Origin of the sequence: Streptomyces sp. NBC_00080 (assembly GCF_045041255.1) — a bacterium.
Classification (GTDB): domain Bacteria; phylum Actinomycetota; class Actinomycetes; order Streptomycetales; family Streptomycetaceae; genus Streptomyces; species Streptomyces coriariae.
Map to the genome: position 1 here is coordinate 3,160,649 of NZ_CP108235.1, position 12,351 is coordinate 3,172,999.

At 69.9% G+C, this 12,351-nt stretch carries 8 protein-coding genes; all 8 read right to left on the reverse strand.

All coding sequences use genetic code 11. From position 1 onward, the window contains the following. Positions 1-22 precede the first annotated feature (22 nt). On the reverse strand, positions 23-1,162 hold the full coding sequence (locus OHU34_RS13760) for an LCP family protein (RefSeq protein ID WP_230194629.1): 1,140 nt from the start codon (positions 1,160-1,162) through the stop codon (positions 23-25). Between the two features lie 169 nt (positions 1,163-1,331). Further along, positions 1,332-3,137: a trypsin-like serine protease gene (locus tag OHU34_RS13765; protein ID WP_200839812.1), complete on the reverse strand. Its 1,806-nt coding sequence runs from the start codon at positions 3,135-3,137 to the stop codon at positions 1,332-1,334. A gap of 184 nt (positions 3,138-3,321) precedes the next feature. Next, the gene (rho, locus tag OHU34_RS13770) at positions 3,322-5,367 is read right to left on the reverse strand and encodes a transcription termination factor Rho (RefSeq protein WP_142266185.1); all 2,046 of its coding nucleotides are present in this window, start codon (positions 5,365-5,367) and stop codon (positions 3,322-3,324) included. 405 nt (positions 5,368-5,772) lie between these two features. After that, positions 5,773-6,717, reverse strand: coding sequence for a homoserine kinase (gene thrB / locus OHU34_RS13775; RefSeq protein ID WP_142266184.1), 945 nt, complete (start codon positions 6,715-6,717; stop codon positions 5,773-5,775). Between the two features lie 295 nt (positions 6,718-7,012). Continuing rightward, positions 7,013-8,071 (reverse strand): threonine synthase, encoded by a 1,059-nt coding sequence (thrC, locus tag OHU34_RS13780; RefSeq protein WP_142266183.1) that lies wholly within the window; start codon positions 8,069-8,071, stop codon positions 7,013-7,015. A 6-nt stretch (positions 8,072-8,077) separates the two neighbouring features. Next, positions 8,078-9,376, reverse strand: coding sequence for a homoserine dehydrogenase (locus OHU34_RS13785; protein ID WP_028807061.1), 1,299 nt, complete (start codon positions 9,374-9,376; stop codon positions 8,078-8,080). Between the two features lie 282 nt (positions 9,377-9,658). Then, the gene (gene lysA, locus OHU34_RS13790) at positions 9,659-11,050 is read right to left on the reverse strand and encodes a diaminopimelate decarboxylase (protein WP_405766490.1); all 1,392 of its coding nucleotides are present in this window, start codon (positions 11,048-11,050) and stop codon (positions 9,659-9,661) included. Between the two features lie 15 nt (positions 11,051-11,065). Then, positions 11,066-12,163: an ArgS-related anticodon-binding protein NrtL gene (gene nrtL, locus OHU34_RS13795; RefSeq protein WP_405766492.1), complete on the reverse strand. Its 1,098-nt coding sequence runs from the start codon at positions 12,161-12,163 to the stop codon at positions 11,066-11,068. Between the last annotated feature and the right edge of the window lie 188 nt (positions 12,164-12,351).

Here is a 12,351-nt window from a genome sequence, read left to right on the forward strand (position 1 = left end):
TCCCCTGGGTGCGCGAAGGCCGTCAGGACGACGTCACGACCCCCGCCGCCTCGCCCGTGGCGGTGCCCTCGGTGGCGGCCTTCGGGATGGGCCGGTCGTTCTTCAGGGCCGTCCAGACCTGCTCGGCCTTCGCCTCGGCGACGATGACCCGGTTGAGGTTGGACGGGTCGTACCGGACCGGCATCGTGACCATGTTCATGTTGTCCGCGCTGATGCCCTTGAGCCCGTTCGCGAAGGACATCAGGGAGTTCAGCGAGCCGAGCCGGGAGTCGGCCGTGACGGCCCTGGTCGCGGTGTCGGCGAGGTCGTACAGCTTGGTGCCGCTGGTGAACAGTCCGACGTGCTTGACCTGGTTGACCAGGGCCTTGATGAAGGCCTGCTGGAGCTGGATGCGGCCGAGGTCGGAGCCGTCGCCGACGCCGTGCCGGGTACGGACCAGGCCGAGGGCCTGCTCGCCGGTGAGCGTGTGCGTGCCGGCCTTGAGGTTCAGGTGGCTGTCCGGGTCGTCGATGGCCTTGGTCGTGGTGACCTCGACGCCGCCGAGTTCGTCGATGAGCTTCTCGAAGCCGGAGAAGTCGACTTCCAGGTAGTGGTCCATACGGACGCCGCTGATCGACTCGACCGTCTTCACCGCGCAGGCGGCACCACCGGTCGAGTACGCCGAGTTGAACATCACGTCGGACGCGGCGTCGTGCGTGGCACCGCTCGTGTCGGTGCAGGAGGGGCGGTCTATGAGCGTGTCGCGCGGTATGGAGACCACGCTGGCCTTCTTGTGGCCCTCGTACACGTGGATGATCATCGCGGTGTCGGAGCGGGCGCTGCCGTCGTCCGTGCCGCCGCCGAGCTTCTTGTTGGAGCCGGAGCGGGTGTCCGAGCCGAGCACGAGGATGTTCTCGGAGCCGTTGTCGACCTTGGTGGGCCGGTCGGTGCCCAGGGCCTGGTCGATGTCGACGCTCTTGATGTTGCCGTTGAGCTTGAAGTAGAGGTAGCCGACACCGGTACCGCCCAGCACGAGGATGCCCGCGGCGGTCCACGCGGCGATCAGCACCCCCTTGCGCCGGCCACGCTGCCTGCGGTGGCGCGGACCGTTGCGGTCGGCCGCCCCGCTCGTCGTGCCGGTCTCACCCGGGGTTCCGGGCTCCGGCGTGCTCTCGGCGGACATGTGCTCCTCTGTTCTCGTGCAACCTCACCATCGTCACTCCGCCAGGTCAGACGGGGAAACTCGGGACAGGGTTGCACAACGCGACATGCCCGGTCCGTGAGGGACCGGGCACGCCGCGTGACCCGGGTGAGCGAGGTCTACCCCCGCTCACCTGCGGGTTCGGCCGGACTCAGCCGAACAGGTCGTACTGCTTGAAAGACGTCCCGAGTGAGACCCTTGTGGCAAAGATCGCACTGGTGGCCTTTCCGGTGCCCTTGTACAGGTACAGGGTGCCTGCCGGAGTGCGGGCCAGCAGGTCGGCGAGTCCGTCGCCGTTGACGTCGCCGACGGCGGCGATGACGTTGTACGTGGTGTTGCTCCAGGTGGCGACCTTGATACGGGCCGCGAAGGCGCTCGTGGCGGTGCCGTTGCCCTTGTAGAGGTAGACCGCGCCGGTGGCCTTGTCGCGGGCGATCAGGTCCGTCTTGCCGTCGAAGCTGAAGTCGCCGTGACCGCGCACGACGTTGTAGGCGTTCCAGCCCGTGCCGTTCTTGACGGGCGCGGCGAAGGTGCCGTTGCCCTTGCCGGGGTAGACCCAGAGCGCGCCGACCGAGTCCACGGCGACCAGGTCCGGAAGGTAGTCGCCCGTGACGTCGCCGGGAGCGACGATCTGGGTGCGGGTCTTCCAGTTGTCGCCGATCAGCTTGGTCGCCCAGGTCCCGCTGGACGGCACCCAGTGCTTCCAGAAGACGTCGCCGTCCGAGGCGCGGCGCAGGATCAGGTCCTGGTAACCGTCCCGGTCGAGGTCGGTCTGGACGACGAGGTTGTAGGCGCTCATGGAACCCCAGGAGTCACCTCCGGCGAGCGAGGTGCCCTTGGAGTACAGGTCGCGCGCGACCTTGGTCGACGCGTTGCGCACCCAGAGGTCGGCGAGGTGGTCACCGTTGAGATTGGTGTCGTCGACGCGCGGGTAGGCGCTGGCGGCGTACGTGGAGATCTTGCTGAAGACGCTGTACGCGCCGCTCTCGACGCAGTCCTTCACGCCCCAGGAGACGACGCCCACGATGCGGTTCTCGCCGGCCGCGTTCTTGACGATCAGCGGGCCGCCGGAGTCGCCGTTGCAGGCGGTGGTGGTACCCGTGTCGCTGCCGGTCGCGGGCGTGCCCGCGCAGATCATGTGGCCCTTGAGGTACTCGGCCCCGTAGTAGCCCGAGCAGGTGGTGTTCGACTGGATCGGCAGCTCGGCCGTCTTCAGCGTCTCGGAGATGTCCTGCGTGGTGGAGGTGGTGCGGCCCCACCCGTACAGCGTCGCCTTGGTGCCGGTGGCGTACGAGGCGCTGTCCGTGTTGGTCGTCATCCGGATCGGCGTGGCCTTGACCGGGTTCGGCAGGGTCAGCACGGCGATGTCGTTGTCGAGGGTGGTGGCGCTGTACGACGCGTGGTTCCACTGACGCCAGACGCCGGTGGCGGTGCCGCCGTGCAGGTCACCGTCGTCGGACAGCAGCTGCGTGCTGCCGGTGACGACGAAGCCGTGGGCGTTCCAGTTGTAGCCCTTGACGCAGTGCGCGGCGGTGAGGATCTTCGTCGGCGAGATGACCGAGCCACCGCAGAAGAAGCCGATGTCGTCGCTGGTCGTGGTGGTGCCCCGGTCGTCGCCGTACCAGAGCTGGGCCATCCACGGCGCGGTGGTGATGGTCGTGGTCGTACCGCCGATGATCTTCGGGTCGACCTTGGTGGCGCTGCTGCTCGCGCTGTCGCTCGCGCTCTGGGACGCCTTGGAGGTCTCGCCCGGGATGTCGTCACCGGCGACCGCCACGGCGGCGAGCTTCTCGAGTCGCTCGGTCGACAGCGTCGTACCGTGCGCCCGCGACGGCGGCGCCTCGGCGGCCTCGGCCGAGGACAGGAACAGCGCTCCGGCGACGGCGGCGGCCAGCCCGGCCGCGGCGACGGGCAGCGCGATCCGTATCCGGCGTCTGTGGCGACCGCCCCCTGACATGGGTGTACCCACTCAAGTCCCCCCTCGGGATCAGTGATTGCGAAGCAGTTCGAAATCTGAGAATTGTGTGAAGGGCGAGATCGTATCCCGCGGGTACGACACGACCGAGGGCCACCCCCCGTGCGGGGGGGGTGGCCCTCGGTCGGTCTTCGGCGGAACTACGTCAGCCGTCGGACGTCGGTCGTCAGTCGTTGTTGCCCGTCGACGGCGTCGTCTTCTGGATCTGCATCAGGAACTCGCCGTTCGACTTCGTCTGCTTCATCTTGTCGAGGAGCAGCTCGATCGCCTGCTGCTGGTCGAGCGCGTGCAGCACCCGGCGCAGCTTCCAGGTGACGGCGAGCTCCTCGTTGCCGAGCAGGATCTCTTCCTTACGGGTACCGGACGCGTCGACGTCCACCGCCGGGAAGATGCGCTTGTCGGCGAGCTTCCGGTCGAGCTTGAGCTCCATGTTGCCGGTGCCCTTGAACTCCTCGAAGATCACCTCGTCCATGCGGGACCCGGTGTCCACCAGAGCGGTGGCGAGGATGGTCAGCGAGCCGCCGTCCTCGATGTTGCGGGCCGCACCGAAGAAGCGCTTCGGCGGGTACAGCGCGGTCGAGTCGACACCACCGGACAGGATGCGGCCGGAGGCCGGGGCGGCGAGGTTGTACGCACGGCCCAGACGCGTGATCGAGTCGAGCAGCACGACCACGTCGTGGCCCAGCTCCACCAGACGCTTGGCGCGCTCGATGGCGAGCTCGGCGACCGTGGTGTGGTCCTCGGCCGGGCGGTCGAAGGTCGAGGAGATGACCTCGCCCTTCACCGACCGCTGCATGTCGGTGACCTCTTCCGGACGCTCGTCCACCAGGACGACCATCAGGTGGCACTCGGGGTTGTTGTGCGTGATCGCGTTGGCGATCGCCTGCATGATCATGGTCTTGCCGGTCTTCGGCGGGGCCACGATCAGACCGCGCTGGCCCTTGCCGATCGGCGACACGAGGTCGATGATGCGGGTCGTCAGCACGCCCGGGTCCGTCTCCAGACGGAGCCGGTCCTGCGGGTAGAGCGGGGTCAGCTTGTTGAACTCCGGTCGCCCGCGCCCGGAATCGGGCGCCATGCCGTTGGTGGAGTCCAGCCGGACCAGCGCGTTGAACTTCTCGCGGCGCTCGCCGTCCTTGGGCTGACGGACCGCGCCGGTGACGTGGTCGCCCTTGCGCAGACCGTTCTTGCGGACCTGGGCGAGCGAGACGTACACGTCGTTGGGACCCGGCAGGTAGCCCGACGTACGGATGAACGCGTAGTTGTCAAGGATGTCCAGGATGCCCGCGACGGGAATCAGGACGTCGTCGTCGGCGACCTGCGGCTCGGCGGCGCCGATCTCGTCACGCCCACGACGGCCACGGCGGTCGCGGTAGCGGCCGCGACGGCCACGCCGGCCATCGCCGAACTCGTCGTCGTCCTGGGGGCCGTTGTCGCGCTGCTGGCGGTCCTGACGGCCACCGCCCTGCTGCTGACCCTGCTGCTGGCCACCCCGCTGCTGCTGGCCGCCACCCTGCTGGTCGTCGCCCTTGCGACGGTCGCTGCGGTCGCCGCGGTCGCCTCGGTCGCCACGCTCACCGCGGTCGCGGCCGCGCTCACGGCGGTCGCGGCGGCGGCCCTCGCCACCGTCGGCGTCGCCCTGCGGCTGCGCCTGGGACTCGCTCTGCGCCGGGGCGGACGCCTCGGCCTTCGGGGCGGCCTTCGCCTCGGCGACGACCGTCTCCGGGCTGCCCGCGTCGGCGGTGGCGCGACGACGACGGCGCTCGGTGGGCGCGTCGTTGCTGGCCGGCTGACCGGGGATCTCGATCTGCTGCTGGGCCACGGCCTTCTCGGCGGGGGCCTCGGCCTGGGCGGTGTCCGCCTTCTTCTCGGCGGCCTCGTCGCCGGTGCGCGCCTTGGAGGTGGCGCGGCGCTTGGGCTTGGTCTCGGCGGCGTCCCCCGCGGGGGTCGTCGCGGCCTTGGGAGCGGCTGCTCCGCCTCCCGCCTGCGCCTCCTTGATGACCTCGATCAGCTGGCTCTTGCGCATACGCGCCGTGCCCCTGATGCCGAGGCCGGATGCGACCTGCTGAAGCTCGGCCAGCACCATGCCCTCGAGGCCGGTACCGCGGCGCCGCCGGGAGCCGGCACCGGTGGCAGGCGCGGAGGCGTCCGTGGCGGGCGCGGCAGCGGTCTCCTCGACACGTGCGCCCATCAGATCGGTGGTGTCGCTCACGAAGGGTCCTTCCCTGGAGCGGACGTCGGCCTGTCTGGCTCGGCGACCGGTTGTGCTGTCCGACTTCGGTCCTTGCTGTGGCGAAGCCGGGGCGGTGGTCCGCCAAAGCGGCGGAAGAGAATTTGCTGGTGACGGCGCTACCGCGACGAGCCATGACACTCAGTGTCACGCGGCGTGGTCGCACCAATTCCGGAGCGTGCCCTGTGGACCACTCAGCGTCGCTGTACTGCGTACTGCCCAGGTACGACGTACGGAACGCAGTGCGGCTTGGGGAGCTCCCGGAAGAATGTCTGTCCCGAAGGGGGACACGAAGCACCTCGCCATGGTGGGGTCGGGTGCAGACTTGAGGTTAACACTACCGGATCCAACAAACATTCCCCCTCTCGAAATCCGGCAACCGTGCGCCTAAATGTCGCCGGAGTGGCTTTCACCAGCGGGTGCGAGCGGCAGTACGCACGCGCCCTTCAGGTCCAGGGCCAGGCGGTTCGCGGCCCAGTCCGCGCCGGCCGAGGCCTCGATCTTGTCGGCCGTGCCCGCGTCGGCCAGCGCCATCACGGTGGGTCCGGCGCCGGAGATGACGGCGGGAATCCCGTCGGCGCGCAGCCTTTCCACCAGTGCCGCGCTCTCGGGCATCGCCGGTGCGCGGTACTCCTGGTGCAGACGGTCCTCGGTGGCGGGCAACAGCAGTTCGGGGCGCCGGGTGAGGGCCTCGACGAGCAGTGCGGCCCGCCCCGCGTTGGCGGCGGCGTCGACATGCGGGACGGAGCGCGGGAGCAGACCGCGCGCGGTCTCGGTGAGAACCGGCTTCCCGGGCACGAAAACCACCGGAACGATGGAATCGGCGGGCTCCATCCTGATCGCCCGCGCGGCGCCCGCCTCCATCCAGGACAGGCTGAACCCGCCCAGCAGACAGGCCGCCACGTTGTCCGGGTGACCCTCGATCTCGGTCGCGAGCTCGAGCAGGGCCGCGTCGTCGAGCTTGCTCTCGCCGCCTATGGTCACCGCGCGCGCGGCGACGATTCCGGCGCAGATCGCGGCGGAGGAGGAACCGAGTCCGCGGCCGTGCGGGATGCGGTTGGCGCAGACGATCTCCAGGCCGCGCGGCTGGCCGCCCAGGACGTCGAAGGCGGTGCGCAGGGAACGGACGAGCAGGTGCTTCTCGTCGCGCGGCAGCGTCTCGCTGCCCTCCCCCGCGATGTCGATGTGCAGCCCGGAGTCGGCCACCCGGACGACGACGTCGTCATAGAGCCCCAGCGCGAGGCCGAAGGCGTCGAAGCCCGGGCCGAGGTTGGCGCTGGTGGCGGGAACGCGCACCCGGACGGGGGCGGCACGGAAGGCGGGACCGGCCATCTCGCGATGACTCTCCTTGAGCTGCGGGACTGTCGAATGACATTCGATATGTACGGGAGACCTGTACGGAGAACCCTGGAGTCCGCGGAGACGACGCGGCAACGACACGGCGACAACGCGGCACTGCGGCATATGCGGCGGGCGGATTCAGTACAGCCTATCGAAGGAAGGTTCCGTGGCGACATAGGGCGCACGGGCGGCGCACGATGCGTGTCGTAAGCCCCCTGTGCACCCCTGCGCGGGAAAGCCCTCTGCGCGTCGCCCGCGAGTGACCCACGGGCGACGCACGGTCCGTCTACGCGAGGCCGAGGCGCTCGGCCGCCGTCACCGCGTCGACCGGGACGGTGACCGGCTGCGGGGCGCCGGCGACGGCCCAGTCGGGGTCCTTCAGGCCGTTGCCGGTGACGGTGCACACGATCTTCTGCCCCGGGTCGACCTTGCCCTGCTCGGCGGCCTTCAGCAGACCGGCCACGGACGCGGCGGACGCGGGCTCCACGAAGACGCCCTCCTGTGCGGCCAACAGCCGGTAGGCGCGCAGGATCTCACGGTCCGTCACCTCGTCGATGAAGCCGCCGGACTCCTCCTGCGCGGCCAGCGCGAACTTCCAGGAGGCCGGGTTGCCGATGCGGATCGCGGTGGCGATGGTCGACGGGTCCTTGACGACCTCGCCGCGCACGATCGGGGCACTGCCCGACGCCTGGAATCCCCACATACGGGGGGTCCGTACGGCGATCTTGTCGGCGGCGTACTCCTGGTACCCCTTCCAGTACGCGGTGATGTTGCCCGCGTTGCCGACCGGCAGGACGTGGATGTCGGGGGCGTCGCCGAGCATGTCCACGATCTCGAACGCGGCCGTCTTCTGGCCCTCGATACGCACCGGGTTCACCGAATTGACCAGCGCCACCGGGTAGTTGTCGCTGAGCGCACGGGCGAGCGTGAGGCAGTCGTCGAAGTTGCCGTCGACCTGGAGGATCTTCGCGCCGTGGACGAGGGCCTGGCCCATCTTGCCGATCGCGATCTTGCCCTGCGGGACGAGGACGGCGCAGACCATGCCGGCCCGCACCGCGTACGCGGCGGCGGACGCGGAGGTGTTGCCGGTGGAGGCGCAGATGACGGCCTGCGCGCCCTCCTCCTTGGCCCGCGTGATGGCCATGGTCATGCCGCGGTCCTTGAAGGACCCGGTGGGGTTGGCTCCCTCCACCTTCAGGTGGACCTCGCAGCCCGTGCGCTCGGAGAGCACCTGCGCGGGCACGAGGGGCGTGCCGCCCTCACGGAGCGTCACGACGGGCGTGCTGTCGGAAACCGGCAGCCGGTCCCGGTACTCCTCGATGATTCCGCGCCACTGGTGGGTCATTGCTGGTTACTCTCCTTCAACCCGCATGATGCTGGCGACACCCCGCACGGTGTCGAGCTTGCGCAGCGCCTCGACGGTCCCGGTGAGGGAGGCGTCGGACGCGCGGTGGGTGACGACGACGAGAGAGGCCTCGCCGTCGCTGTCCTGTCGCCCTTGCTGGCGCACCGTATCGATGGACACCCCGTGCTCGGCGAACACGGTCGCCACCTGGGCGAGAACACCCGGTTTGTCGGCGACGTCCAGACTGATGTGGTAGCGCGTGACGACGTCGCCCATCGGCGACACCGGCAGGGCGGCATACGCCGACTCGCCGGGCCCCGTTGCCCCGCTGAGCCGGTTGCGGCAGACGGCGACGAGGTCGCCGAGCACGGCGGAGGCGGTGGGAGCACCGCCGGCGCCGGGACCGTAGAACATGAGCTGCCCGGCCGCGTCCGACTCCACGAACACGGCGTTGTAGGCGCCGCGCACGGAGGCCAGCGGGTGGCTCAGCGGAATCATCGCGGGGTGCACGCGCGCGGTGACCGACCCGCCGTCCGCGGCCCGCTCACAGATGGCGAGCAGCTTGATGGTGCAGCCCATCTCCCTGGCGGAGGCGAAGTCGGACGCGGTCACCTCGGTCATGCCCTCGCGGTAGACGTCGTCGAGGCGCACGCGCGTGTGGAAGGCGATCCCGGCGAGGATGGCCGCCTTGGCGGCGGCGTCGAACGCCTCGACATCGGCCGTGGGGTCGGCCTCGGCGTATCCCAGGGCGGTGGCCTCGTCGAGGGCCTCCTGATACCCGGCGCCGGTGGAGTCCATCTTGTCGAGGATGAAGTTGGTGGTGCCGTTGACGATCCCGAGCACCCGGTTGACCTTGTCACCGGCGAGGGACTCGCGCAGCGGCCGGATCAGCGGGATGGCACCGGCGACGGAGGCCTCGTAGTAGAGGTCCTCGCCGTGCTCCTCGGCGGCCGCGTGCAGCGCGGCACCGTCCTGCGCGAGGAGCGCCTTGTTCGCGGAGACGACGGAGGCGCCGTACTCGAAAGCGGTGGTGATGAGCGTACGAGCGGGCTCGATGCCCCCGATGACCTCGACGACGACGTCGATGTCGCCGCGCTTGACGAGGGCGGTGGCGTCGGTGGTGACGAGGGCGGGGTCGATGCCCTCGCGGACCCGGGAGGGCCGCCGAACGGCCACACCGGCGAGTTCCACCGGGGCCCCGATCCGCGCGGCGAGGTCGTCGGCGTGCGTCGTCATGATGCGCGCCACCTCTGAGCCGACCACTCCACAGCCCAGCAGCGCCACCTTCAGCGGACGCGTACGCATCATCCGACCTCGTTTCCTCATACCGTCTACCGTTGTTTCCGGTTGCCCCAGTCTCACTCACCGGACCGGAGTTTCTATCCCTGGTCCGGATCGTGAGACATCTATTTCATTTTCACAGGGGTGGCAGACAGGAGATCTTCCGCCCTTTTCCTCGGCGTATGCCGACCGTTTCCGGCAGTCGTTTCCGCAGTGGTCGTAACCGCCGCCCGGCCGTGCGTTCCGTCCCCTGTCTGCAGCCGTTCCCGGCTGTTCCCATCCGTTCCCGGCTGTTTCCGGCTGCTCTCAGCCGACGTCGAGTCGCAGCAGGTCCTCCTCGGTCTCCCGCCGCACGATGACACGCGACTCCCCTTCGCGCACGGCGACCACGGGCGGCCGCAGCACATGGTTGTAGTTGCTGGCCATGGACCGGCAGTACGCGCCCGTGGCGGGCACGGCGATCAGGTCGCCCGGTGCCAGGTCGGAGGGCAGGAACGCGTCCTTCACGACGATGTCGCCGCTCTCGCAGTGCTTGCCGACGACCCGCGCGAGCATCGGCTCGGCGTCGGAGGTCCGGGAGACCAGCGCGACGCTGTACTCCGCGTCGTACAGCGCGGTACGGATGTTGTCCGACATGCCGCCGTCGACGGAGACGTACGTACGCAGCCCGTCGAGGGGCTTGATGGTGCCGACCTCGTAGAGGGTGAAGGCGGTCGGACCGACGATGGCGCGCCCCGGCTCGACGGAGATACGAGGAGTGCGCAGGCGCGCGCCCTCACACTCACGGGTGACGATCTCGGTGAGCGCCTTGGCGATCTCGTGGGGCTCGCGGGGATCGTCGTCGCTGGTGTACGCGATCCCGAGCCCACCACCGAGGTCGATCTCCGGCAGCTCGACGCCGTGCTCGTCACGGATGTCCTTGAGCAGTCCGACGACCCGGTGGGCGGCGACCTCGAAGCCGGACATGTCGAAGATCTGCGACCCGATGTGGGAGTGCAGCCCGATGAGTTCGAGCCCGTCGAGCTGAAGGGCGCGCCGGACGGCTTCCGCCGCCTGTCCGCCCGCGAGCGGAATCCCGAACTTCTGGTCCTCGTGCGCGGTGGCGATGAACTCGTGCGTATGGGCCTCGACGCCGACGGTGATACGAATCTGCACCCGCTGCCGCTTACCGAGGGCCTGCGCGACATGGGCGACGCGCACGATCTCCTGGAAGGAGTCGAGAACGATACGGCCGACCCCGGCGTCGATGGCCCGGTGAATTTCGTCGACGGACTTGTTGTTGCCGTGGAACGCGATGCGATCGGCGGGCATGCCGGCGGAGAGGGCGGTGGCGAGCTCGCCGCCCGAACAGACGTCGAGGTTGAGCCCCTCCTCGTGCAGCCACCGCACGACGGCCCGGGACAGGAACGCCTTGCCTGCGTAGAAGACGTCGGCGTCGGCCCCGAAGGCGGTACGCCAGGCACGGGCCCGCTCGCGGAAGTCGGCCTCGTCGAGGATGTAGGCGGGGGTGCCGTGCTCCTCGGCGAGGGCGGCGACGTCGAGACCGCCCACGGTCAGCACACCGTCGGTGTTACGGGTGACGGTGTGCGCCCAGACCTTCGGGTGCAGGGCGTTGAGATCGGCGGGCGGGGCGGAGTAGTGCCCCTCCGGAAAGACGTCGGCGTGACGGGGCCCGGCGGGGTGGGCGGAACGGCTCATCTTTGGCGTGCTCTTTCAGAGATGGTCGGGTGCGTCGATGCCGAGCAGGGACAGGCCGCCGGCCAGCACCGTCCCGGCGGCTTCGGCAAGCGCGAGCCGGGCACGATGGGCGGCCGAGGGTTTCTCCTCACCACGGGGCAGGACGGTGGGGAGAAGAGGGGTGACGGCGTCGGCGACGGCGAGGAGATGCCGGGCGAGACGGTCGGGAGCATGCTGTGTCGCCGTCGCGGCCAGAATGCGGGGATGGTCGGCGAGGGCGATCTCGAGTGCGCGTACGTCCTGGACGACTCCGGGGTGGGCGTCGAAACCCAGGTCGGCGGCGTTACGGCTGAGCGCCCGGGTACGGGCATGGGCGTAACGGACCCGGAAGAGCGGGTTGCCCTCCCGCTGGGACAGATACTCGGACGTGACGCGGGGCCGGTCATGAACGGCGGGGTGGAGCAGGGCCCAACGACCGGCGTCGCGACCGAGCGACACGGGATCGGCCGGGGCGGCGGGGACGGGACGCACGTTGACCTCGAGCGGAGCCGGCGCGTCGGGCGTGCCGTACGCGTCGACCTCGACCCCGAGCACCTCGGTCCACTCCCGCTCGGGACGCGCCACACAGCTGGTACGGACGAGGGCGCCCTGCGAACGCAGCACACGGGCCACGACGTCCATGACGACGACGGCACGGATCTCATGAGCGGCGTGCAGCTGCACGACCTGCCCGGTGGGCCGATCGACGTACCCGAACCCAACCCCGCTCCGGCCCTGGCTCTGGCTCTGGCTCTGGCTCTGGCTCCGCAGGATCTCGCTGACGAGCGCGACCGACCCCTGCGCCGCCTGCGCCGCCTGCAGGCTGATATTGAGAAACCCGGGCCCGGTGACGACGACGTCACTGACCCCGGCGGCACCGAGAAGATACGGCCGGAGAACCTCGGCGACCCGCTGCGGCGGCTGCCCGGCCGGCCGCGCGAGCTGGAGGGCGATGTTGGTCGCGTAGTCCCCACAGCCACCGGGCCCCGGAACGGTGACCACGGCCTGCGGGGGTACGACCACACTCAGCTCCCCGTCATCGACAGCACGACGCACCGCGCACAGCACGGTACGAGAGAGCTCGACGGGGGTCACGGGACAAGCGTAGGGGAGGAGGGGGGTGGGTAGGCGACCCGGTTTACCAGAGGTCCGGGATGTGGACGGGGAGGGGATGGGGGCGGCGGGGCCCTGGCTGCGGTGAGGGCGGGGCCTCGGGCTCGGAGGGGGCGGGGTGCTGGGCGTGGAAGGGATGGAAGGAGCGGGGTGCCGACTGTGGGGCCGTG

Coding starts and splice junctions, on each gene's coding strand:
- OHU34_RS13760 (WP_230194629.1), bottom strand. CDS start 1,162: ATGTCCGCCGAGAGCACGCCGGAGCCCGGAACCCCGGGTGAGACCGGC.
- OHU34_RS13765 (WP_200839812.1), bottom strand. CDS start 3,137: ATGTCAGGGGGCGGTCGCCACAGACGCCGGATACGGATCGCGCTGCCC.
- thrB (WP_142266184.1), bottom strand. CDS start 6,717: ATGGCCGGTCCCGCCTTCCGTGCCGCCCCCGTCCGGGTGCGCGTTCCC.
- thrC (WP_142266183.1), bottom strand. CDS start 8,071: ATGACCCACCAGTGGCGCGGAATCATCGAGGAGTACCGGGACCGGCTG.
- OHU34_RS13785 (WP_028807061.1), bottom strand. CDS start 9,376: ATGCGTACGCGTCCGCTGAAGGTGGCGCTGCTGGGCTGTGGAGTGGTC.
- lysA (WP_405766490.1), bottom strand. CDS start 11,050: ATGAGCCGTTCCGCCCACCCCGCCGGGCCCCGTCACGCCGACGTCTTT.